The sequence below is a fragment of the Streptomyces longwoodensis genome, from assembly GCF_001514125.1.
Taxonomy (GTDB): Bacteria; Actinomycetota; Actinomycetes; order Streptomycetales; family Streptomycetaceae; genus Streptomyces; species Streptomyces longwoodensis.
This window is the reverse complement of sequence record NZ_KQ948567.1, coordinates 78,928-101,451: the sequence shown is the minus strand read 5'-3', so window position 1 is coordinate 101,451 and position 22,524 is coordinate 78,928. Positions and strand designations below refer to the sequence as shown.

Sequence of the window (22,524 nt, the reverse complement as noted above, 5' to 3'; positions counted from 1 at the left end):
GGAGCGGGTCGCGGTGGAGCGGTGACGCGGAAGGTGGTCAGGGCCGCCATGCTGCCATCCGCCCGTACGGTGGAGACATGGGTGTCAGCACGGATGGACAGGGCCGACGGCGAGCGAACATGCTGGTCAGGGCCGTGCCATGGGTGAGGAGCGGGAAGGGAGGCGCCGGACGCGTGTCGCTGTTCTGGCGGATGTTCTCCCTCAACGCGGCCGGCCTGGTGGTGGCCGCCGCGCTGCTCCTCGGACCGGTCACCGTCTCGACGCCCGTGCTGCCCGCCGAGGCCGTGGTCGTCGTCGTGGGGCTCGCCGTGCTGCTCGTCGTCCACGCGGTCGTGCTGCGGATCGGGCTCGCCCCGCTCGGGCGGCTGGGGCGGGCCATGGCGGCGGCCGACCTGCTCAGTCCGGGGCGGCGGGCCGTGGTCGGCGGCCCGGTGGAGACGGCCGGGCTGATCACCACGTACAACGCGATGCTCGACCGGCTGGAGGCGGAGCGGGCCACCAGCGCGGGGCGGGCCCTGTCCGCGCAGGAGCGCGAGCGGCAGCGCATCGCCCGGGAGCTGCACGACGAGGTGGGCCAGACCCTGACGGCCGTGCTGCTCCAGCTGAAGCGGGTCGCCGACCGGGTGCCCGCGGACCTGCGGGCCGAGGTCGGCCAGGCCCAGGACGCCACCCGGGCCGGACTCGACGAGGTCCGCCGCATCGCGCGCCGGCTGCGCCCCGGCGTGCTCGACGAGCTGGGGCTGCTCAGCGCCCTGCGCGCCCTGGCGGCCGAGTTCACCGAACACGGCCTGACGGTCCGGCCCGACCTGGGGCCCGCCCTGCCCCCGCTGACCCCCGAGGCCGAGCTGGTCGTCTACCGGGTGGCGCAGGAGGCCCTGACCAACACGGCCCGGCACGCCGCCGCCGACCGCGCCGGCCTGGTCCTGCGCGCGGCGCCGGGCGGCGTCGAGCTGGTCGTCCGCGACAACGGCAGGGGGCCGGGAGCGGCGCGGGAGGGGGCCGGTATCCGGGGGATGCGGGAGCGGGCGCTGCTGGTCGGGGGGCGCTTCACGCTGGGAGCGGTGGCGGGCGACGGTTCCGGTACACCAGACACCGTCGCGGGCCCCAGCAGCCCCAGCAGCCCCAGCGGCCCCAGCGCGCCGGGCGGCACCGAGGTGCGCCTGTGGGTGCCGTCGGCCGGGGAGACCGCGGTCCAGACGCCGGCGACGGTTCCGGCCGCCGACACAGCGGTGACCGCGACCACCCCCGCGGACGGACGTCCGCCCGGCCGTCCCACCCCCCAGGGAGAGACCCGATGACCGCGCCGATCCGTGTGCTGCTCGCCGACGACCACACGCTCGTCCGGCGGGGTGTGCGGCTCATCCTCGACGCTGAGCCGGACCTGACCGTCGTGGCGGAGGCGGGGGACGGCGCCGAGGCGGTCGAGCTGGCCCGGCGCGGCGGCGTCGACCTGGCCGTCCTCGACGTCGCCATGCCCCGCACGACCGGCCTCCAGGCGGCCCGCGAGCTGTCCCGGCGCCTGCCCGGCCTGCGCATCCTGATCCTGACGATGTACGACAACGAGCAGTACTTCTTCGAGGCGCTGAAGGCGGGCGCGGGCGGGTTCGTGCTCAAGTCGGCCGCGGACCGGGACCTGGTGGAGGCGTGCCGCGCCGTCGTGCGCGACGAGCCGTTCATCTACCCGGGCGCCGAGCGCGCCCTGGTCCGCTCCTACCTGGACCGGCTGCACCGCGGCGACGGCGTGCCCGCGCGGCCGATCACCGAGCGCGAGGAGGAGATCCTCAAGCTGGTGGCCGAGGGCCACACCTCGAAGGAGATCGGCGAACTGCTGTTCATCAGCGTCAAGACCGTCGAGCGGCACCGGGCCAACCTGCTCCAGAAGCTCGGCATGCGCGACCGGCTGGAGCTCACCCGCTACGCCATCCGGGCCGGCCTCATCGACCCGTGACCCGGCCGGGGACGGCCGGGTCACGGGGGGAGCGAGGTGCGCTACGGCGTGACGCACCCGATGGATCCGACGGGCACGTTGTTGCCCGTGGAGGTGGCGGTGAAGCCGAACGTCACACTGCCGTCGGCCGGGACGACGCGGTTGTAGTCCATGTTGCGGACCGTCACCGTGCCGTCAGAGGCGGTGGACAGCGCACCGTTCCAGACGCTGCTGATCCTGGTGCCGGTGCCCGGTTTCCAGGACACGGCCCAGCCGCTCTGCGGCGAGGTGCTGTGGTTCATGACCTCCACGGACCCCTGGAAGCCGCCGCCCCAGGAGTTCGTCACGCTGTAGACGGCCATGCAGGAACCGGTGTGCGGGTCGGTCGGCGTGGACGTCGGGGTAGAGGTCGGGGTCGAGGTGGGAGTGGACGTGGGGGTGGAGGTCGGGGTCGACGTCGGGGTCGGCGTCGGTGTGCTGCCGGAGTTGCGGATGCCGGTGACCTCGCCGTGGCCGCCGTCGAAGACCACGTCGGAGCAGGAGAAGAAGTTCTCCTGGCTGTCGGAGCGTACCCACTGGATGAAGATCATGGCGTCACCGGAGCGGCCCGAGGGCAGCTTCATGTCCCAGTAGTAGTGGCCGCCGTCGGCGCCCGGCGAACCCTGCTGCGGCGGGTTGGTGACGGTCTGGAACAGCTCCAGGTCGCTCCAGGCCAGCGGGGTGGTCGGCGACCAGCCCTGCTTGGTGACGTACACCCGGAAGTCGCCCGGGTGCGCGGCCCAGTTGCTGTACTGGGCCTGGATCGTCGCCCCGCTGGTCAGGTGGGTGCGCGGCCAGTCGGAGCGGGCCGCGTTGTACGCCTTGAAGTCGTACGGCGACTTGTTGCCGGCGCTGCACAGGGTGCCGTCCGGGACGTACCCCGCGCCCTTGCCGCCGGCGTTGGAGTCGAGGACGGCGAACCAGTTGTACAGCGCGGTCGAGCCGCTCTGGGCCAGGGCGTCCTTGCAGGCGGCGTTGGTCGGGTCGAGCGCGCCGTTGCCGGTGCGGGCGTCCAGGTAGCACAGGTAGGTGCGCGAGCCGGGCAGCATCGCCACCCCGTGCGCCTGTGCGCTGGACTCGGACAGCGCGATCAGCCCGAGCGCCGTCAGCAGGGTGGCCAGGGCCGCTGCCAGCGACGCGTAGAGACCGCGTCGGTTCAGGTGCCGGTGGGGTTGCCGTTTCACGTGCTGTTCCACGTGCTGTTCTCCTTTCCTTGTCTCACGACGAGGAGTTGTCGAGCTCGGTGGGGGACGTCGAACGGAGAGGATCCGACCGTCGGGGGCCCGTGGTGCCGGGCCCCGCGGAGGGGCGAACGGTGGGAGCCCCGCCCGCCCGGGGAAGGTGCCACCCGGGTGGGCGGGGACGTCGGTCAGCCGGCCGCGCAGTGCGGGGCCGGGGTGCCGGCCGTGCCGTTCGCCGTGAAGCCGAACGAGACGGTGGCGCCGGGGGAGAGCGAGCCGTTGAAGGCGGCGTTGCGGACGGTGGCCCGGCCCTGGGCGGTGGTCAGCGTGCCGTTCCAGAGGCTGGCGATCGTCGAGCCGCCCAGGTCCCAGTCGACCGACCAGCCGGTCAGCGCGGCGGCGCCGGTGTTCTTGACCGTGACCTCGGCCTGGTAGCCGCCCTGCCAGGAGGACACGGTGCGGAAGGCAGCGGTGCAGGCGCCGTCCGTGGGCGTCGGGGTCGGGGTCGGCGTCGGGGTCGGGGTCGGGGTGGGGGTCGGATCGGGGTCCGGCTGCGTGCCGCCGTAGGTCAGCCCGTACCCGTAGGGGAAGAGCGGGACCTTGCCGTCGCCGTCGTTGACCGGCTCCTGCGCCGCGCTGCTCATCCAGCTCACCGGGAGCTTGCCGGTGGGCGCGTAGGCACCGAACAGCACGTCGGCGACGCCGGCGCCCTCGGTGCCGGGCAGCCAGGCGGCCAGCAGCGCCTTCCAGTCGGGCAGTTGGGCGGCGATGTCCAGCGGCCGTCCGGACACCAGCACCACGACCACCGGGACGCCGCTCGCCTTCAGCCGGGCCAGGGTCTGCAGGTCCTCCTGGTCCAGGCCCAGGGACCCCGGGCGGTCGCCGCGGCCCTCGGCGTACGGGGTCTCCCCGACGACGGCCACGGCAGCCGTGTACCCGGAGCCTATGCCGTTGCCGTACCGGTCGTAGGTGACCCGGGACGGGTCGGGGACGGCGGCCCGGATGCCCTGGAGGATCGTCGTGCCGTCGGTGACCGCGCCGCTGCGGCCCTGCCAGCCGACGGTCCAGCCGCCGCTCTGGTTGCCGATGTCGTCTGCCGACTTGCCCGCGACGAACAGCCGGGCCGACGTCGGCAGCGGCAGGACGCCGCCGTCGTTCTTCAGCAGCACCTGCGAGGCGCGCACCGCCTGCCGGGCCAGCGACCGGTGCGCGGCCGAACCCACCGTGCCGGTGTACGACCGGTCGGTCAGCGGCTTCTCGAACAGGCCCAGCTGGAACTTCTTGGTGAGGATGCGCCGGTTGGCGTCGTCGATCCGGGCCTGCGGGACGCGGCCCGCGGTGACCTCGCCCCGCAGCAGGCCCAGGAACTTCTTGTAGTCATGAGGCACCATCACCATGTCGACGCCCGCGTTGACCGCCGTGGCGACCTCCGCGCCGGTGAACCCGGTCTGCCCGTCGAGCTGGTCGACCGCGGCCCAGTCGGAGACGACGAACCCGCCGAAGCCCAGCTCACCCTTGAGGACGTCGGTCACCAGGTACTTGTTCGCGTGCGACCGCACCCCGTTCCAGCTGCTGTACGACAGCATCACCGCGCCCACCCCGCGGCGCACGGCCTCCTTGAACGGCGGCAGGTGGACGGCCCGCAGTTCTGCCTCGGACACCTGGGTGTCGCCCTGGTCGACGCCCCCGCTGGTGCCGCCGTCGCCGATGTAGTGCTTGGCGGTGGCGAGCACGGAGGCGGGGCCCGCGCCCGGCGCCTGTCCCTGCAGCCCGGTGATGAACGTCGTCATGGCGGAGGGCAGTTCGGGGGTCTCGCCGAAGGACTCGTAGGTGCGGCCCCAGCGGTCGTTGCGCGCCACGCACAGGCACGGCGCGAAGTCCCAGTCGATGCCGGTGCCCGACACCTCCTCGGCGACCGCGTGCCCGACGTCCTGGACGAGGGCGGGGTCGCGGGTCGCCCCGAGGCCGATGTTGTGCGGGAAGAGTGTCGCCCCGCGGACCGCGTTGTGGCCGTGCACGGCGTCGATCCCGTAGATCATCGGGATCGCGAGCGGTGTGGTCAGGGCGGTGCGCTGCAGGGAGTCGTAGGTGTCGGCCCAGGTCTGCGCGTTGTTGGGGCTGACGGTCGAGTCACCGCCGGACAGCACCGAGCCGATGCGGTAGGTGGCGAGGTCGGACTGCGGGACGAGGGCGTCCTTCTCGATCTGGGTCATCTGGCCGAGCTTGTCGTCGAGCGACATACGGGAGAGCAGGTCGGCGACGCGGTCGGCCACGGGTAAGGACGGGTCCTGGTACGGCAGGGCGGCCGCGGCCCGGGCGGTGGCCGCGGGCTCCGGCGGGGCGGCCCCGGTGCCGGTGGCGATCAGCGCCGTGACACACAGGGCGAGGGCGGCCGACGGGCGGCGGCGGCTCAGCAGCGGGCTCATGCGGGTGGGCCTTTCCGGGGCGGGGTCCCAGGGGGCGGTGCCGTGCGGACCCGGGGTCCGCCCGTCCGATCGGCGGCGGCGGACGGGCGGACCTCGGGAGCGGTGCGCCGCGGTGCGGCGCGGTCCTGCGGGGCACGATGCGCGGCGGTGCGGGGCCGCGCGCATCGCACCCGGGTCACGCGGTGGTGCAGGCGGTCCCGTTCAGGGTGAAGCCGGCGGGCTTGGCGAAGGTGCCGCCGTAGGTGCCCTGGAACCCGAAGGACGTCTGACCGCCGGGCGCGAGGCGGCCGTTATACGCCAGGTTGCTCGCGGTGACCGAGCCCGAGGACGGCGACACGGTCGCGCCCCACGCACTGGTGATCTGCTGGCCCGACGGCAGCGCGAACGCCAGCTTCCAGCCGTCGACCTGGGTGGAACCGGTGTTGGTCACCGTCACGTCGGCGGTGAAGCCGCCCTGCCAGACGTTCGTGCCGTACGTCACTCGGCAGGCCGCGGGGCCGCCCGGGGTGCCCGGGTCGCCGCTGCCACCGCCGGTGTTGACCGACGAGGAGAACGACGACACCGCGAGGCCAGCGCCGTTCTGCCAGGGCTCGAAGCCGGCCTGGATGCTGGTCAGGTACCAGTTGTTCTGGGCCAGGCCCCGGGAGACGGCCTGCCGGACGAAGTCCATGACGTCGAAGGACCAGCTGCTGATCGCCGACGGGGCGACGAAGGACAGCACGTCGTTGGAGCCGTTGTTGCCGGACCACACCTGCCACTGGCGCCCGGCGACCGTGGCGGTGCCGACCTGCGAGCCGACCGGCTGGACCGGGCCCACCTTGTTGAACCACACCATGATCTCGGTGCGGTTCACGCCGTCCTTGCGGGCGGTGGGGTCGAGCCAGATGTCGTAGGCGGCGTCGTACACGGCGTTGCTGACGTACGCGTACGAAATGGAGGTGGGCGCACTGGAGATGGTGCTGAGCTGGGCCGGGAGGTTCGTGCCCGGCGAGCAGTTGGTGTAGTGGCAGCCGTTGAAGATCGACGGGTACGACTTCGGGGCGCCGTTCGTGGCCACCGAGCCGTCGGCCTGGGTGACCGTGAACCCGGAGTCGCCGACGCTGATGCACTGGGTCTCGCTGGTGCCCCAGCGGTTGTTCTGGACGACGTAGCGGCCCTGGACGGTCGTGGAGCCGTACTGTTCGCAGATCGTGGTGGCCGCCTGGGCGGGCGAGGTGGTGGTGAGCAGCGCCGCGAGGGCTGCGAGGCAGGTGAGCAGCGCGCCGAACAGGCCACGCGCTCGACGTGCATGGTGCTTTGACGGTCGCATTGCGGGTCCTCTTCGAGAGATGGGGGGCATGCGGGAGCGCTCCCACGGTGCCATGGATGGGAGCGCTCCCATTCCCTCGGTTCGGTTGGGACTGTAAGGAGTGGCTCATGTCCCTGACAAGACTTCTGACAGCGGTCCGTCGAAGCGACTTCGAAGCCCCAGGTCAGGGGGAGGGGCGAGGAAGGGCCGAGAGTGCGCGGAGATCGCTTGGGAGCGCTCCCGAAATGTTGCGAACGGAAAGGCGGTTCGCTCCGGCGGGTCCGTGGGGTCGCCTCAGGCGGACTCGTGGGATCGCTTCAGGCGGACTCGCGCAGCACCAGTTCCGTGCGGAGGATGACGTGCCGCCAGGCGACGGACGGCTCCTCCATCTCCTCCAGGAGCAGCCGCACCATGGCCCGCCCGATCTCCTCCAGCGGCTGGCGGACCGTCGTCAGCGGCGGCGCGGTCCGCCGGGCCAGCGGGAAGTCGTCGAAGCCGATCACGGCGACGTCCTCCGGCACCCGCCGGCCGGCCGCGCGCAGCGCCTGGAGGGCCCCCGCGGCCGTGGTGTCCGACGCGGCGAGCACCCCGTCGATCTCCGGGTGCCGCTCGATGAGGCGGGCCATCGCCCGGCGCCCGCTCTCCTCGGTGAAGTCGCCCTCGGCGACCCAGGACGGCTTGCCGCCGAGCCCGGCCAGCTCCAGCGCCTCGTGGTAGCCGCGCAGCCGGCACTGGGCGACGTACATGTCGGCCGGCCCGGTGATGGTGGCGATCGCCGAGCGGCCCTGGTCGAGCAGGTGCCCCACCGCGGTGCGGGCCCCGCCGACGTTGTCCGCGTCGACGTAGCTGACGTACTCCTCGGCGGAACGGCGTCCCAGCAGCACGGTCGGCATCCGCGCCTCGGCGAGCATGTCCGGCAGGGGGTCGTCGGCGTGCACCGACATCAGCAGTACCCCGTCCACCCGCCCCCCGCGCGCGTACTCGAGGAAGCGCAGCCGCTCGGCGTCGGAGCGCACCAGGGTCAGCAGCAACTGCAGCCCGGTGTCGGCCACGGCGTCCCCGAGTGCGCTGACGATCTCGGAGAAGAAGGGCTCGGCGAACTGCCGCCAGTCCGGCTCGGTCATGACCAGCGCCACGGCGTCGGCCCGCCGCCCGGCCAGCGAGCGGGCCGCGAGGTTGGGCACGTACCCGAGCTCCGCGATGGCCTGCTGCACGGCGCGCCGCGTGGACTCCTTCACCCCCGCCGCGTTGTTGATGACACGGGAGACGGTGCCCCGCCCCACTCCGGCGCGGGCGGCCACCTCCTCCAGCGTCGGCGTGCCAGGGCGTCGCCTGCCCATGACCACCTCCCCCACGAGATCACCGATCTTACGGCTCCGCCCCCCGCGCGGACACGGGCCCTCCGGCGGGCGGGGCGCGGTCCGCACAGGTCTACCGTCACGGGGGCCGGCGGGCAAAGCGGGCGCTCCGGGGGGCTTCGACGAGCCTCGCGCGCGTGCAGCCCTGTGGCCGGGGCGTGGTCGGCCGGGCGGGGCGGGTGCTCCTTCGGTCCTCGCGCGCGTGCCGTCCGGCGGCTGGGGTGGGGTCGGCCGGTTGGGCGCCACCGGGGGGAAGCGCTCGCTCCGGCGAGCACCGCACGGGTGCCGTGCGGTGGCCGTGCGGTGGCCGGGAAGCGGCCGTGCGGTGGCCGGGAAGCGGCCGACACGGGGCCCTCCGGGGAGCGCCTACCCTTGTGGCATGACCAGCAGCAGCGACCGGAGCCCCGCAGTGGACATCCCCTCGGCCAAGACGTACGAAGTCCGCACCTACGGGTGCCAGATGAACGTCCACGACTCCGAGCGGTTGTCCGGGCTGCTGGAGCAGGCGGGTTACGTGCGCGCCCCGGAGGGCTCCGACGGCGACGCCGACGTGGTCGTCTTCAACACCTGCGCGGTCCGCGAGAACGCCGACAACCGGCTCTACGGCAACCTCGGCCGCCTCGCCCCGCGGAAGGCCTCCCGGCCCGGCATGCAGATCGCGGTCGGCGGCTGCCTCGCGCAGAAGGACCGCGACACCATCGTGAAGAAGGCGCCCTGGGTGGACGTCGTCTTCGGCACGCACAACATCGGCAAGCTGCCGGTCCTGCTGGAGCGCGCCCGCGTCCAGGAGGAGGCGCAGGTCGAGATCGCCGAGTCGCTGGAGGCGTTCCCCTCCACCCTGCCGACCCGGCGCGAGAGCGCCTACGCCGCCTGGGTGTCCATCTCCGTCGGCTGCAACAACACCTGCACCTTCTGCATCGTCCCGGCCCTGCGCGGCAAGGAGAAGGACCGCCGGCCCGGCGACATCCTCGCCGAGGTGGAAGCCCTCGTGGCCGAGGGCGTCAGCGAGATCACGCTGCTCGGCCAGAACGTCAACGCCTACGGCTCCGACATCGGCGACCGGGAGGCGTTCAGCAAGCTGCTGCGCGCCTGCGGGAGCATCGAGGGCCTGGAGCGCGTCCGCTTCACCTCCCCGCACCCGCGTGACTTCACCGACGACGTCATCGCGGCCATGGCCGAGACGCCGAACGTCATGCCGCAGCTGCACATGCCGCTGCAGTCCGGCTCGGACACGGTCCTGAAGGCGATGCGCCGCTCGTACCGGCAGGAGCGCTACCTCGGCATCATCGAGAAGGTGCGCGCCGCCATCCCGCACGCGGCGATCACCACCGACATCATCGTGGGCTTCCCCGGCGAGACCGAGGAGGACTTCGAGCAGACCCTGCACGTTGTCCGCGAGGCCCGCTTCGCGCAGGCGTTCACCTTCCAGTACTCCAAGCGCCCCGGCACCCCGGCGGCGACCATGGACGACCAGATCCCCAAGGAGGTCGTCCAGGCGCGCTACGAGCGTCTCGTCGCCCTCCAGGAGGAGATCTCCTGGGAGGAGAACAAGAAGCAAGTCGGCCGCACCCTGGAGCTGATGGTCGCCGAGGGCGAGGGCCGCAAGGACGGCGCCACCCACCGCCTGTCCGGCCGGGCCCCCGACAACCGGCTGGTCCACTTCACCAAGCCCGAGCAGGACGTCCGCCCCGGTGACGTGGTGACCGTCGAGGTCACTTACGCCGCCCCGCACCACCTCCTCGCCGAGGGCGCCGTGCTCGACGTGCGCCGCACGCGCGCGGGGGACGCCTGGGAGAAGCGCAACGCGGCCGAGGCCGCGAAGCCGAAGGGCGTGCTCCTGGGCCTGCCGAAGATCGGTGCGCCGGAGCCGCTGCCGGTGGCTTCGGGGAGCGGGTGTGGGTGCGACTGACGGCGGACCGACCGCCGGCTGACGGGCTGACGGGGTGACGGGGTGACGGGGTGGGTGACGGGGTGACGGGGTGACGGGGCGGCGGGTAGTGCTGCGGCCGAGGTGCCGCCGCTGACGGGGTACTGAGGCCATGGGGGCGGTGGTGGTCCGGGTCCCCTTCGACCGTGGGCCGACGGCGAGCCGTGGTCCTTCCCCGGGTTACCCTGCCGATCATGCTTGTCGCCGCCGCCGTATGCCCGTGTCCGCCGCTGCTCGTGCCCGAGGTGGCCGCGGGTGCCGCGCCCGAGCTGGACGGGGCGCGGGACGCCTGCGTCGACGCGCTCGGCGTACTGGCCGCCGCCCGGCCCGACCGGCTCGTGGTCGTGGGCCCCGCCGACGAACCGGGGCACGCGCTGTTCCCCGCGGGCTCACCGGGGACGTTCCGTGGCTTCGGGGTCGACCTCGACGTACGGCTCGGCCGACCCGACCCCGCCGGGGCCGACCTGCCCACCCTGCCGCCCTCGCTGGCCGTGGCCGCGTGGCTGCTCCAACACGTCAACTGGGCCGACGCCCCCGTCGAGGCGTTGGCCGTCGACCAGCGCCTCGCGCCCGAGCGGTGTCTCGGCATCGGCCGGGAGACCGGCACGCGCGAAGGCCGTGTCGCGCTGCTGGTGATGGGCGACGGCAGCGCGTGCCGGACCCTCAAGGCGCCCGGTTACCTCGACGAGCGCGCCGCCCCCTTCGACGCCGAGGCGGCCCGGGCGCTGCGCGAGGCGGACCTCGCGGCCCTGAACGCCCTCGACGCGGATCTGGCCCACGAACTCATGGCCTCCGGCCGCGCGCCCTGGCAGGTGCTCGCGGGAGCCGCTGAGGGCGCGCAGGGCGCCGGCGGCTCGGGGCTGGGCGGGGCGCTGCTGTACGACGACGCGCCGTACGGGGTGGGGTACCTGGTCGCCGCCTGGTCGTAGGCGCCGGTCGGTCTTCTCCGGTGGCGGAACGGCAAGCGTCGAGCGCTGAACACCGGACGGCGGACGGCGGACGGCCGCGAGCCGGGGCTGCGCGGCCGTCCGCCGTCTGCCGTCTGCCGTCCGCGCTGCACGTGCGGCGAGCGTTCCGAGGATGCCGGGTGTACTGCTTGTCGTGGGTCGTGCGCGTGCTGCCGTTCGCCGCCGTGGTCAGGAGGCCGGCGGCGGTCCGCTGGGCGGCGGTGCGCTCGACGGTGTGCTCGGCGGCGGTGTGCCCGGTGGCGTCGCCGTGCCGTCGTCCTTGTGCGCGAGCCGGTCCATGGCGCCCTTGGCCTTGTCGGTGCCCGTATGGATCTTGTCGCTGTACTTGCCCTTGGTCCTCTCGTCCACGACCTTCGCGGCCTTGTCGATGCCGTGCGTGATCTTGCCCCCGTGCTGTTGCGCGAGGTCCGACACCTTGTGCTTGGCCGGGCCGAGCTTGGCCTTCAAGTTGTCCATCAGACCCATGGGCCACCTTCCCTGACGGGGAGCGTCACGTGCGGGCGCCTTCGTCGGTCTCGCGGTCGGCCGCCTCGTCGGCGGACTGCTGCCGGGGGATCTCGACACCGTCCGCGCCGGCGGAGTCGGCCTCCGGAACCGGTTCGGCGGCCGCCTTGTTCTCGTCCGGTTCCGCCTCGGACGCGTCTGCCGGAGCCGGAGCCTCGGTGGAGACGGACGCGGGAGCGTCGACGGCGGAGCCCTCCTCCGCCTCCGCCTCGGCACCGGTGGCCGGGACCGCCTCGTCGGCGACCGGCCCTGCGACCGCGGCCGCAGCCTCGTCGGCAGCCGGGACCCCTCCGCCGGCCGGGACGTCACCGTCGGCCGCGACCTCGTCCGCGACCGGGATCGCCTCGGGGGTCACCTCCTCCGTGACCGCATCCTCCGTGGTCTTCGACCTCCGAAGAAGTCGCGCAAAAACGCCCATATCCACTCCATACGTTACTCGTGCGGGCGACATCCCGCGTTGCCGTGCGGTCCCGGTCTCCCCAGCTCGGGCGGCCTCGCGAGCCCGGGGAGCGTCCGTGCGCCTCGCCGGGCTGATCCGAACGACAGGCCCTGGCTGCGGGGAACCTCGCAACGGGGAACGACCCCGCTCGCGTGCCGTCACGTAACTCGTTCGGGGGCGGCCCGCGAGGTTTGGGAGACTGGTCCGGTGAGCAGCGCACCCCCCGCCCCCCGCGTCATCGCCGTCGTCGGACCGACCGCGGCCGGTAAGTCCGATCTGGGCGTCTTCCTGGCCCAACGGCTCGGCGGCGAAGTCGTCAACGCCGACTCCATGCAGTTGTACCGAGGGATGGACATCGGTACCGCCAAGCTGACGCCCGAGGAGCGCGGGGGCGTGCCGCACCACCTCCTGGACGTCTGGGACGTCACCGTCACGGCCTCCGTCGCCGAGTACCAGCGGCTGGCCCGCGCCCGCATCGACGCGCTGCTGGCCGAGGGCCGCTGGCCGGTCCTGGTGGGCGGATCGGGGCTCTACGTCCGTGGCGCCGTGGACAACCTGGAGTTCCCCGGCACCGACCCGGAGGTCCGTGCCCGCCTGGAGGAGGAGCTGACGCTGCGCGGCTCCGGCGCGCTGCACGCCCGGCTCGCCGCCGCCGACCCGGAGGCCGCGCGGGCGATCCTGCCCGGCAACGGCCGCCGTATCGTCCGGGCGCTGGAGGTCATCGAGATCACCGGCAAGCCGTTCACCGCCAACCTCCCCGGGCACGACTCGGTCTACGACACGGTGCAGATCGGCGTGGACGTCGCCCGTCCGGAGCTCGACGAGCGCATCGCACGCCGGGTGGACCGGATGTGGGAGGCGGGTCTCGTGGACGAGGTCCGCGCACTGGAGGCGCAGGGGTTGCGCGAGGGGCGTACGGCCTCGCGCGCGCTCGGCTACCAGCAGGTGCTGGCGGCGCTCGCGGGGGAGTGCACCGAGGAGGAGGCCCGCGCGGAGACCGTCCGTGCCACCAAACGCTTCGCGCGCCGTCAGGATTCGTGGTTCAGGCGCGATCCGCGGGTGCACTGGTTGAGTGGGGCTGCGGCGGATGTCACAGAACTTCCGCGACGTGCCCTGGCGTTGGTCGAACGACCGGTTACAGCCTGATCACGTCATGGCATCGGGACGCCCAGGCCGCCGTCCGGGCCTCCGGCGCCGTGCCATCATCGAGCTTCGATCGACCAAGTGGAGTCCGAGTCTGGGAGGGCGCGTGGCGATGGAGGCCGGCCCTCGTGACACCGCACAAGGCAGCGAACCGTTCACCGCGGCATGCGGTGACCGGGAAGCGGACGACGATCACGTGCGCCGGGACGAGGAGCGCGTCGAACAGGTCGGTGCCCCCTTCAGCCCCGACGACGACTCGTCGAGCCCGCGCGGCGAGGATTCTCTGAGTGCTGATCCCCTGAGTGCTGATCCCCTCGGTGCCGATCCGCTGCGTCTCGATCCCCTGGGCCCCGACGTGCTCGACGACACCTCCGACGGTGAGGTGACCGACGACGGTCCCGAGCCCGAGGAGATGTTCGCGAGCGGCCCCGAGGTCGAGGTGGAGCTGCGCCCGCAGCGCCGGCTGCGCATCTGGCAGCTCGCCCCGATCGTGGCCCTGGCCGCGACCGGCTCCCTGATGTTCGCCTTCCCCCTCGCCTTCGACTTCGGCGACAGCGGGGCCGTGATCGCGATGCTCGGGCTGCTGATCTGCTCGTGCGCCGCCGGCTGGGGCATGATGGCGGCCCGCCGCGTCGGCTACACCTGGCCCGGCCTGCCCCAGCGGGGCTCCGGCCGCCGTCCGGACTGGCGGGTGGTCCTGGCGTACGTCGTGGTCGTCGCCGCGGTGGCCGTACTCGCCGTCTGGCGCGTGGCCCGACTGCGCTGACCCCCGGCTCGCGACGGGGGCTCCCGGCGCGCGCGCATAGGCCTACGTGTGGATCGGCGCCCTCCACGCGACGCCGACCTGGGCGTCGGCCGCTGTCACAGCGACCCCGTACGATCGAGGAATGAGCACGCGGATCGCCTTCCTCAAGGGGCACGGCACCGAGAACGACTTCGTGATCGTCCCGGACCCCGACAACGCCCTCGACCTGTCCCCGGCCGCCGTGGCGGCCCTGTGCGACCGGCGCGCGGGCATCGGCGGGGACGGCCTGCTGCACGTCGTGCGGTCCGCGGCGCACCCCGAGGCACGCGCGATGGCCGCCGAGGCGGAGTGGTTCATGGACTACCGCAACGGCGACGGCTCGATCGCCGAGATGTGCGGCAACGGCGTCCGGGTCTTCGCACGCTACCTCCAGCACGCCGGGCTCGTCACCGAGGGCGACCTCGCGATCGCCACGCGCGGGGGCGTGAAGTCGGTCCACATCGACAAGGACGGCGACATCACCGTCGGCATGGGCCGGGCCGCCCTGCCGGCCGGCGACGTCACGGTGAGCGTGGGTGAGCGCAGCTGGCCCGCGCGCAACGTCAACATGGGCAACCCGCACGCCGTCGCGTTCGTCGACGACCTCGCGCACGCCGGCGACCTGTACGCCCCGCCGCCCTTCAGCCCGGCCTCCGCCTACCCGGACGGGGTGAACGTCGAGTTCGTCGTCGACCGCGGCCCGCGCCACGTCGCGCTGCGCGTGCACGAACGCGGCTCCGGCGAGACCCGCTCGTGCGGCACGGGCGCGTGCGCCGTCGCCGTGGCCGCCGCCCGCCGGGACGGGGCCGACCCGGCCGCCACGGGCACCGCGGTCACGTACACGGTGGACGTCCCCGGCGGACGCCTGGTGATCACCGAGCGCCCGGACGGCGAGATCGAGATGACCGGCCCGGCCGTGATCGTCGCCGAGGGCGAGATCGACGAGGAGTGGCTGGAAAACGCCCTGCGCTGATGGCAGTTGGGCTGCGATTCACAGGTCCGGGAGGATGTACGCGGCCGGCCTGCGGGCCCGGCGGTGGCAGGCACGCTGGTGCCGAAGGCGACGCCCTGTACCTGTGGCGCAAAAACGTAAACCTCCTTTGCCTCGCTCGAATGGGTGATCCGTTTCACGCTCGGCGAGAGGCGGTCGGTCGGGCGTGATGAGGTCGGTAGCATCAAGCACCGGCCTGGACGGGGGATCTACGCCAGTGCCCCGAGCCGTGTCCGCATGGGGCACCCCGTCAGCCGGTCGACGCAGCCGGAGGTGCCCCATGAGTGCGGAGGCCACGAACCCCGCGACCCCAGGCCCGGTAGCGCCCGCGGTGGCCCGCAGGCGCAGCCGCCCCCGGATCGACCTGCGCAGGCTGGGCCGCGCCGCGCTCCTCGGGCCCGCCTCGCGCGACCGGCTGCCCGACGCCATCGGCCACGTCGTCGAGGCCCACCGCGCCCACCACCCCGACGCGGACCTCGAGATCCTGCGCCGCGCCTACGTCCTCGCGGAGTCCTCGCACCGCGGCCAGATGCGCAAGAGCGGTGAGCCGTACATCACCCACCCCCTCGCCGTGACCCTCATCCTCGCCGAACTCGGCGCGGAGACGACGACGTTGACCGCCTCGCTGCTCCACGACACCGTCGAGGACACCGAGGTGACGCTCGATCAGGTCGGCGAGCAGTTCGGCGAGGAGGTGCGCTACCTCGTCGACGGCGTCACCAAGCTGGAGAAGGTCGACTACGGCGCCGCCGCCGAGCCCGAGACCTTCCGCAAGATGCTCGTCGCCACCGGCAACGACGTCCGCGTGATGTCGATCAAACTCGCCGACCGGCTGCACAACATGCGCACCCTCGGCGTGATGCGCCCCGAGAAGCAGGCCCGCATCGCCAAGGTCACCCGCGACGTCCTGATCCCGCTCGCCGAACGCCTCGGCGTCCAGGCCCTCAAGACCGAACTGGAGGACCTGGTCTTCGCGATCCTCCACCCCGAGGAGTACGCGCACACCCGGGAGATGATCGCCGCCAACGCCTCCCGCCCGGACGATCCGCTGGCCGAGTTCTGCGACGCCATCCGCGCGGTGCTGCGCGACGCCGACATCCCGGCCGAAGTCCTCGTCCGGCCACGCCACTTCGTCTCCGTCCACCGGGTCTCCCGCAAGCGCGGGGAACTGCGCGGCGCCGACTTCGGGCGCATCCTGGTGCTGGTCAACGAGGACGCCGACTGTTACGCCGTCCTCGGCGAGCTGCACACCTGTCTGACGCCCGTCGTCTCGGAGTTCAAGGACTTCATCGCCGTCCCCAAGTTCAACCTGTACCAGTCGCTGCACACCGCCGTCGCCCGCGAGGACGGCCAGGTCGCCGAAGTCCTCATCCGCACCCACCAGATGCACAAGGTCGCCGAGGCGGGCGTCGTCGCCCTGGGCAACCCGTACACCGCTCCGGCGGACCCCTCCGCCGCTCCGGCCGAGGAGCAGGCCACGGCCGACGGCGAGCGCGTCGACCCCACCCGCCCCGGCTGGCTGTCCCGGCTCCTCGACTGGCAGCGGGCCGCTCCGGACCCCGACACCTTCTGGTCCACCCTGCGCGAGGACCTCGCCCAGGACCGCGAGATCACCGTCTTCCGCCCCGACGGCGGCACGCTCGGCCTCCCCGAGGGCGCCACCTGCGTCGACGCCGCCTACGCGCAGTACGGCGAGGACGCCCACGCGTGCATCGGCGCGCGCGTCAACGGCCGCCTCGCGACCCTGAGCACCGTGCTGCGGGACGGCGACACCGTCCAGCTCCTCATGGGCCAGGACCCCGCCTCGGAGCCCTCGCGCGAGTGGCTCGAGCACGCCCACACCCCGGCCGCCCGTATCGCCATCCAGCGCTGGCTGACCGCGCATCCCACGTCGGCGACGGACCTGGAGACGGATGACCGGGATGCCACGGACGACCGTGCGGGGGCGGTGGTCGCGACGGCTGGGGCGGATGGGACGGCCGGAACCGGTGCGGCGGGGGACTTCGCGGGGGTCGTCGCGGCACACCAGGGCGCCGGGTCCGCCGCACCGCAGGGCGGTGCCGGAGCGGTCGTACGGTCCTCGCCCGAGGCTCCCGCCCCGCGCCCCGGTGACGGCGTCACCGTCGTCGGACGGCCCGAGGCGAGCGCGCGGCTCGCCGGCTGTTGTACGCCCGTGCCCTCCGACGAGGTGATCGGCTTCGCCGTGCGCGGGGGGATGGTGACCGTGCACCGCGTCGAGTGCGCCGGGGTGGCGCGGATGCGGGACGGGGGGCGCGCGGAGGTCGACGTGCGCTGGGGGGACACCACGGAGTGCCGGGTCACGCTGGTCGCCGAGTCGTTCGGCCGGCCGCACCTGCTGGCCGACCTGACCGAGGCGATCGCCTCGGAGGGCGCCGAGATCGTCTCCGCCACCGTCGAACCGCCCGCCCAGCAGCGCGTCCGCCACACCTACACCCTCCAACTCCCGGACGCCTCCCACCTGCCCACCCTGATGCGCGCGATGCGGAACGTGGCCGGGGTGTACGACGTGGGGCGCGCGCAGCACCACGTGTCGGCGTGACGGGTGGCCGCATCGCCCGGCTCTGTCGGCTCCATCGGCTCCGTCGGCTCCGTCTGACGGAGCCGGGCGCGGTGATGGCCCGGTGAACCCCACGCGCGCGTGAGCGACCCGTTCGGGTGGGCCGGGCGCGCGTCGTCGCCGTCGGGCGGGCGGGCGCTGGTAGCGGTGGTGCATGCCGCTCACCCTCCGCGCCCCCCGGTTCCGCAGGTCCTCCGCTGCCGACGCCCCGCCCGACACCGCCCCGGCGCCCGCCCCCGACGGCCCGCCCCGAGTGCGGGACGACCGCCGGGGCCGTACGGCAGCGCGTCGGCGCCGGGCCAGGGCCGCGCTGCTCGCCGGCGCCGCGTCCGCCGTCTCCTTCGCCCTGCTCGCGGCGAGCGCCCCCGCGGCCCCGCTGGGCCTGGGCGACCGCCTCTTCCCGTACCTGGGCAACCCGGGCTACGACGTGGCGGCGTACGACCTGGCCTTCACCTACTCGGGAGACAACAGCGAACCGCTGCAGGCGGTCACCACGATCGCCGCCCGCACGACGGCCTCCCTGGACCGCGTGAACCTCGACTTCGCCCACGGCACCGTCGGCTCCGTCGAGGTCGACGGGCGGCCGGCCGGCTTCACCGAGGCAGGGGACGACCTGGTCGTCACCCCCGAACGCCCCCTGCCGCGCGGCAGCTGGACGCGGATCACCGTGCGGCACACCAGCGACCCCATGCCCGCGCCCGACCGCGACGGCGGCTGGGTGCGCACCTCGGACGGCCTGGCGATGGCCAACCAGGCGGACGCGGCCCACCTCGTGTTCCCGTGCAACGACCACCCCTCCGACAAGGCGATGTTCACCCTCCGGATCACCGCCCCGAACGACTACACCGCCGTCGCCAACGGCCTGCCCACCGGCGTCGACCGCGGTGACAGGTCGACGACCTGGACGTACCGGACCCGGCACCCCATGGCCACCGAGCTCGCCCAGGTGTCCATCGGCCGCTCCGCGGTCGTCCACCGCGAGGGCCCGCACGGACTGCCCGTGCGGGACGTCGTGCCGACCCGGTACCGCGACGCGCTGGAGCCGTGGCTGACGAAGACCCCGGACCAGATCGCCTGGATGGAGGGCAAGGTCGGCGCCTACCCCTTCGAGACGTACGGGCTGCTCCTCGCCGACGCCTCCACCGGCTACGAGCTGGAGACGCAGACCCTCTCCCTCTTCGAACGGGAGGTGTTCACCGACCCGGCCTACCCGGCCTGGTACGTCGAGTCGATCATGGTGCATGAGCTGTCCCACCAGTGGTTCGGCGACAGCGTCAGCCCGCGCACCTGGTCCGACCTGTGGCTCAACGAGGGACACGCCACCTGGTACGAGTCCCTGTACGCGCAGGAGAAGGCCGACCGGCCGATGGAGGCGCGGATGAAGGCCGCGTACGGCGCCTCCGACCGCTGGCGCGCCTCCGGCGGACCGCCCGCGGCGCCGAAGCCGCCCAAGCCGGGCCAGAAGATCGGCATCTTCCGCGCGAACGTCTACGACGGTGCCGCGCTCGTCCTGTACGCCCTGCGCCAGGAAATCGGCGAACGTGCGTTCGAGCAGCTGGAGCGGGCCTGGGTGCAACGGAACCGGGACGCCACCGCGGGCACCGCCGACTTCGCGGCGCTGGCCGCCCGCGTCTCCGGCCGTGACCTCGACGGCTTCTTCCAGGGCTGGCTGTACGGCGACAAGACCCCGCCGATGCCCGGCCACCCGGACTGGAAGGCGACGGCGCCGGCCGGATCGGACGAGGAAAAGGCGGCCACGACGCCTGTCCCGCACGGCGACCGGAAGGCGACGGCGTCCGCCGCGTGAGGCGGCGGGGAGGGGACGGCGCCTGTCGCGCGAGGCGGCGGGGAGGGGGCGGCGTTCGCCGCGTGAGGCGGCGGGGAGAGGACGGCGCCTGTCGCGCGAGGCGGCCGGAAGGCCGTGGCGTCCGTCGAATAAGGCGGTGACGAGACGGGCCGTACCGTGCGACCATCGACCGGTCGGCGCGCCACCGGACAGGGGCGGGACACGGGAATCTCCCGGGGTACTCGCGCGTTGTCAGAAGTGAACGCCGCACAGGCATCCCCATCGACGTAAGGATCCAATGACCTCCTCTTCTTCCCCTTCCCAGGACACCAAGCGCTTCGCGCACGCCTACCCCGAAGGTCTCCGGGCCGATGCCCTGATGGAAGAGGACGTCGCCTGGAGCCACGAGATCGACGGAGAGCGCGACGGCGACCAGTTCGACCGCTCCGAGCGCGCGGCCCTGCGCCGCGTGGCGGGCCTCTCCACCGAACTCGAGGACGTCACCGAGGTCGAGTACCGACAGCTCCGTCTGGAGCGGGTCGTCCTCGTCGGCGTCTGGACGTCGGGGACGGTGCAGGACGCGGACAACTCGCTCGCCGAGCTCGCCGCCCTCGCGGAGACGGCCGGCGCCCTCGTGCTCGACGGCGTGATCCAGCGCCGCGACAAGCCCGACGCCGCCACCTACATCGGCTCCGGCAAGGCCGGAGAGCTGCGCGACATCGTGCTGGAGACCGGCGCGGACACCGTCATCTGCGACGGTGAGCTCAGCCCGGGCCAGCTCATCCACCTCGAGGACGTCGTCAAGGTCAAGGTCATCGACCGTACGGCCCTGATCCTCGACATCTTCGCCCAGCACGCCAAGTCCCGAGAGGGCAAGGCGCAGGTGGCGCTCGCGCAGATGCAGTACATGCTGCCGCGCCTGCGCGGCTGGGGTCAGTCGCTGTCCCGGCAGATGGGCGGCGGCAAGGGCGGCGGCCTCGCCACCCGTGGTCCCGGTGAGACCAAGATCGAGACGGACCGGCGACGGATCCGCGAGAAGATGGCGAAGATGCGCCGGGAGATCGCGGAGATGAAGACCGGCCGTGAGGTCCAGCGCCAGGTGCGCCGGCGCAACAAGGTGCCGTCCGTCGCCATCGCGGGCTACACCAACGCCGGCAAGTCGTCCCTGCTCAACCGCCTCACAGGCGCGGGTGTCCTGGTCGAGAATGCCCTGTTCGCGACCCTGGACCCGACCGTCCGCCGGGCGGAGACTCCGAGCGGCCGGCTGTACACGCTGGCCGACACCGTCGGCTTCGTGCGCCACCTGCCGCACCACCTGGTCGAGGCGTTCCGCTCCACCATGGAGGAGGTCGGCGACGCCGACCTGATCCTGCACGTGGTGGACGGCTCGCACCCCAACCCGGAGGAGCAGCTGCTGGCCGTGCGGGAGGTGATCCGGGACGTCGGCGCCACCGGCGTGCCCGAGATCGTCGTGATCAACAAGGCCGACGCGGCCGACCCGCTGACGCTCCAGCGGCTGCTGCGGGTGGAGAAGCGCTCCATCGCCGTCTCCGCCCGCACCGGCCAGGGCATCGCCGAACTGCTCGGGCTGATCGACAACGAACTGCCCAGGCCGTCCGTCGAGATCGAGGCGCTCGTGCCGTACACCCACGGCAAGCTGGTCGCCCGTGCCCACACCGAGGGCGAGGTGATCTCGGAGGAGCACACCGCGGAGGGCACCCTGCTCAAGGCGCGGGTCCACGAGGAACTGGCCGCGGACCTCGCACCGTACGTACCGGCGCAGGCACTCTGACACCTGCGTCCGGCACGCGCACCGCGCAGACGCCGAAACCGAAGGCCCGCCCCCTGCTCGTCGCAGGGGGCGGGCCTTCGCGCGTGCGGGATCACCGTCCGCCGTACGTCCTGCTCATGTTCCGGTAGATCGCCTCGGCCTCCGCGCCGAGCTGCGGGCCGGCCAGCCAGGTGTTGTCGGACGGGCCGATCGACGTGTTGGACACCAGCTTCGTCCTGCCGTCCACCACCCGGAACCAGCCGCCGCCCGACGAACCCCCGGTCATCGTGCAGCCGATCCGGTACATCGTCGGCAGGGCCGGGCTCAGCGACAGCCGGCCGGGCCGGTCGAGGCACTTGAACATCTTCAGCCCGTTGTACGGCGGCGCCGCCGGGTACCCCCAGGCACCCATCGAGGCCACCTCGCTCGCGGACGGCGCCGAGAAGTCGACGTCCAGCGCCCCGCCGACGGTCTCCTCCAGCGACTTCGAGCCCTGCTCCGGCGTGACGTGCAGCACCGCGTAGTCGTACGCCGCCCCCGCGCCGCCCGTCTCCGAGCCACCCGCGATCCACTCCTTCGACGTGGAGGCCCAGTCGGCCCACCAGTTGCCGTAGGGCGCGATCTCCGTGGAGGTGGCGTTGCGCAACTGTGCCTCGGACTCACCGAGGTCGTTGTAGGCGGGCACGAAGGCGATGTTGCGGTACCAGCCGCCGCCCGACCCCGCGTGCACACAGTGGCCCGCCGTCCACACGAGGTCGGACTTGCCCGGATGGTTCACGTCCTTGATCACCGTGCCGGAGCAGACCATCGACCCCTCGGGCGAGTCGAAGAAGACCTTGCCGACCGGGGCCGCGTTCTCGTGGTACGGCGTCTTCTCGGCCAACGCCTCGACGGGCTCGGGCGCGGGATCGCTCACGCCCTGGTCGGCGGCGGCGTCCTTGGCCGTGACCGTCTTGTCGGCCTCCTTCGCCGACTTCATCCGCTCCGGCTTCCACAGGCCCTCGATCATGGGGTTGACGAAGTCCTTGGCCGCGCTGAGCCACTTGTCCTCGCCCCAGTCCCGCCAGCCGCCCTTGGCCCAGTCGTCCACGTCGATGCCGTGGCGCTTCAGCTTGTCGGCGACACCGGCGGGGAGGCGGACCTTGCCGTCACCGCCTTCGCCGCCACCGGCCGTGACGGTCGCGGTCGCGGTGGCACCGGAGTTGGACCCATCGGCCGTGTCGTCGTCCCCGCCGCCGCAGGCGGTCGCGGTGAGCGCCAGGGCCGCGACGAGCCCGGTCGCGGCCACCAGGATGCGCCGCCGGCCGGACCGGGACGTGCCGGACGCTGATGACGCTCGGGACGAAGAAGACGCGCGAGGCGTGTCAACTGTGTGAGGCGTACCAGGAGTACGTGTGGCGTGCATGGTGCGGAG

The 22,524-nt window shown here is 73.2% G+C and carries 17 protein-coding genes; 10 read left to right on the top strand and 7 right to left on the bottom strand.

Annotation, left to right across the window (positions count from 1 at the left end):
- Positions 1 to 119 precede the first annotated feature (119 nt).
- On the top strand, positions 120 to 1,298 hold the full coding sequence (locus tag AQJ30_RS35090; RefSeq protein ID WP_425424182.1) for a sensor histidine kinase: 1,179 nt from the start codon (positions 120 to 122) through the stop codon (positions 1,296 to 1,298).
- The gene (locus tag AQJ30_RS35085) at positions 1,295 to 1,948 is read left to right on the top strand and encodes a response regulator (RefSeq protein ID WP_067241935.1); all 654 of its coding nucleotides are present in this window, start codon (positions 1,295 to 1,297) and stop codon (positions 1,946 to 1,948) included. Before AQJ30_RS35090 ends, AQJ30_RS35085 begins: the two co-directional genes overlap by 4 nt.
- 41 nt (positions 1,949 to 1,989) lie before the next feature.
- Here the strand turns inward: AQJ30_RS35085 and AQJ30_RS35080 are convergent, their stop codons facing one another.
- From AQJ30_RS35080 to AQJ30_RS35065, 4 genes are all read right to left on the bottom strand, one after another.
- The gene (locus tag AQJ30_RS35080; RefSeq protein ID WP_067241993.1) at positions 1,990 to 3,126 is read right to left on the bottom strand and encodes a lytic polysaccharide monooxygenase auxiliary activity family 9 protein; all 1,137 of its coding nucleotides are present in this window, start codon (positions 3,124 to 3,126) and stop codon (positions 1,990 to 1,992) included.
- 209 nt (positions 3,127 to 3,335) lie between these two features.
- On the bottom strand, positions 3,336 to 5,573 hold the full coding sequence (locus AQJ30_RS35075) for a glycoside hydrolase family 3 N-terminal domain-containing protein (RefSeq protein WP_067241934.1): 2,238 nt from the start codon (positions 5,571 to 5,573) through the stop codon (positions 3,336 to 3,338).
- A 175-nt stretch (positions 5,574 to 5,748) separates the two neighbouring features.
- Positions 5,749 to 6,882, bottom strand: coding sequence for a glycoside hydrolase family 12 protein (locus AQJ30_RS35070; RefSeq protein ID WP_067241933.1), 1,134 nt, complete (start codon positions 6,880 to 6,882; stop codon positions 5,749 to 5,751).
- 296 nt (positions 6,883 to 7,178) lie between these two features.
- Positions 7,179 to 8,201, bottom strand: coding sequence for a LacI family DNA-binding transcriptional regulator (locus tag AQJ30_RS35065; RefSeq protein WP_067241931.1), 1,023 nt, complete (start codon positions 8,199 to 8,201; stop codon positions 7,179 to 7,181).
- Positions 8,202 to 8,598: 397 nt separating this feature from the next.
- Here AQJ30_RS35065 and miaB point away from each other — a divergent pair, with 397 nt between their 5' ends.
- Both miaB and AQJ30_RS35055 read left to right on the top strand, forming a co-directional pair.
- On the top strand, positions 8,599 to 10,128 hold the full coding sequence (miaB, locus tag AQJ30_RS35060) for a tRNA (N6-isopentenyl adenosine(37)-C2)-methylthiotransferase MiaB (RefSeq protein WP_067241929.1): 1,530 nt from the start codon (positions 8,599 to 8,601) through the stop codon (positions 10,126 to 10,128).
- 212 nt (positions 10,129 to 10,340) lie between these two features.
- A complete protein-coding gene (locus tag AQJ30_RS35055; protein WP_067241928.1) occupies positions 10,341 to 11,075 on the top strand; it encodes a class III extradiol dioxygenase subunit B-like domain-containing protein in 735 nt (244 codons plus the stop codon).
- Positions 11,076 to 11,282: 207 nt separating this feature from the next.
- Here AQJ30_RS35055 and AQJ30_RS35050 read toward each other — a convergent pair whose 3' ends face one another.
- Both AQJ30_RS35050 and AQJ30_RS37575 read right to left on the bottom strand, forming a co-directional pair.
- Complete coding sequence (locus AQJ30_RS35050; protein ID WP_067241926.1) at positions 11,283 to 11,579, bottom strand: antitoxin; 297 nt, start codon at positions 11,577 to 11,579, stop codon at positions 11,283 to 11,285.
- A gap of 25 nt (positions 11,580 to 11,604) precedes the next feature.
- Positions 11,605 to 11,973, bottom strand: a complete 369-nt coding sequence (locus AQJ30_RS37575; protein WP_245727284.1) for a hypothetical protein — start codon at positions 11,971 to 11,973, stop codon at positions 11,605 to 11,607.
- A 291-nt stretch (positions 11,974 to 12,264) separates the two neighbouring features.
- Between AQJ30_RS37575 and miaA the strand changes: the two genes are divergently transcribed.
- The 6 genes from miaA (at position 12,265) to hflX (ending at position 21,131) form a co-directional block, all read left to right on the top strand.
- Positions 12,265 to 13,203, top strand: coding sequence for a tRNA (adenosine(37)-N6)-dimethylallyltransferase MiaA (gene miaA, locus AQJ30_RS35040; protein ID WP_067241925.1), 939 nt, complete (start codon positions 12,265 to 12,267; stop codon positions 13,201 to 13,203).
- A 109-nt stretch (positions 13,204 to 13,312) separates the two neighbouring features.
- Positions 13,313 to 13,966: a hypothetical protein gene (locus AQJ30_RS35035; protein WP_107119785.1), complete on the top strand. Its 654-nt coding sequence runs from the start codon at positions 13,313 to 13,315 to the stop codon at positions 13,964 to 13,966.
- Between the two features lie 121 nt (positions 13,967 to 14,087).
- The gene (dapF, locus tag AQJ30_RS35030; protein WP_067241923.1) at positions 14,088 to 14,957 is read left to right on the top strand and encodes a diaminopimelate epimerase; all 870 of its coding nucleotides are present in this window, start codon (positions 14,088 to 14,090) and stop codon (positions 14,955 to 14,957) included.
- A 298-nt stretch (positions 14,958 to 15,255) separates the two neighbouring features.
- Positions 15,256 to 17,535 (top strand): RelA/SpoT family protein, encoded by a 2,280-nt coding sequence (locus AQJ30_RS35025; protein WP_067241922.1) that lies wholly within the window; start codon positions 15,256 to 15,258, stop codon positions 17,533 to 17,535.
- Between the two features lie 172 nt (positions 17,536 to 17,707).
- Complete coding sequence (locus AQJ30_RS35020) at positions 17,708 to 19,360, top strand: M1 family metallopeptidase (RefSeq protein ID WP_079084516.1); 1,653 nt, start codon at positions 17,708 to 17,710, stop codon at positions 19,358 to 19,360.
- Between the two features lie 277 nt (positions 19,361 to 19,637).
- A complete protein-coding gene (gene hflX, locus AQJ30_RS35015) occupies positions 19,638 to 21,131 on the top strand; it encodes a GTPase HflX (RefSeq protein ID WP_067241920.1) in 1,494 nt (497 codons plus the stop codon).
- Between the two features lie 91 nt (positions 21,132 to 21,222).
- On the opposite strand, the gene AQJ30_RS35010 is transcribed toward hflX, so the two are convergent.
- Positions 21,223 to 22,398 (bottom strand): trypsin-like serine peptidase, encoded by a 1,176-nt coding sequence (locus tag AQJ30_RS35010; RefSeq protein ID WP_245727283.1) that lies wholly within the window; start codon positions 22,396 to 22,398, stop codon positions 21,223 to 21,225.
- Positions 22,399 to 22,524 lie beyond the last annotated feature (126 nt).

Bases quoted from the DNA above. Each gene is read 5' to 3' on its own strand.
- AQJ30_RS35090 (WP_425424182.1), top strand. From the start codon at position 120: ATGCTGGTCAGGGCCGTGCCATGGGTGAGGAGCGGGAAGGGAGGCGCC.
- AQJ30_RS35085 (WP_067241935.1), top strand. From the start codon at position 1,295: ATGACCGCGCCGATCCGTGTGCTGCTCGCCGACGACCACACGCTCGTC.
- AQJ30_RS35075 (WP_067241934.1), bottom strand. From the start codon at position 5,573: ATGAGCCCGCTGCTGAGCCGCCGCCGCCCGTCGGCCGCCCTCGCCCTG.
- AQJ30_RS35070 (WP_067241933.1), bottom strand. From the start codon at position 6,882: ATGCGACCGTCAAAGCACCATGCACGTCGAGCGCGTGGCCTGTTCGGC.
- AQJ30_RS35065 (WP_067241931.1), bottom strand. From the start codon at position 8,201: ATGGGCAGGCGACGCCCTGGCACGCCGACGCTGGAGGAGGTGGCCGCC.
- miaB (WP_067241929.1), top strand. From the start codon at position 8,599: ATGACCAGCAGCAGCGACCGGAGCCCCGCAGTGGACATCCCCTCGGCC.
- AQJ30_RS35055 (WP_067241928.1), top strand. From the start codon at position 10,341: ATGCTTGTCGCCGCCGCCGTATGCCCGTGTCCGCCGCTGCTCGTGCCC.
- AQJ30_RS35050 (WP_067241926.1), bottom strand. From the start codon at position 11,579: ATGGGTCTGATGGACAACTTGAAGGCCAAGCTCGGCCCGGCCAAGCAC.
- AQJ30_RS35035 (WP_107119785.1), top strand. From the start codon at position 13,313: ATGGAGGCCGGCCCTCGTGACACCGCACAAGGCAGCGAACCGTTCACC.
- dapF (WP_067241923.1), top strand. From the start codon at position 14,088: ATGAGCACGCGGATCGCCTTCCTCAAGGGGCACGGCACCGAGAACGAC.
- AQJ30_RS35025 (WP_067241922.1), top strand. From the start codon at position 15,256: ATGAGTGCGGAGGCCACGAACCCCGCGACCCCAGGCCCGGTAGCGCCC.
- AQJ30_RS35020 (WP_079084516.1), top strand. From the start codon at position 17,708: ATGCCGCTCACCCTCCGCGCCCCCCGGTTCCGCAGGTCCTCCGCTGCC.
- hflX (WP_067241920.1), top strand. From the start codon at position 19,638: ATGACCTCCTCTTCTTCCCCTTCCCAGGACACCAAGCGCTTCGCGCAC.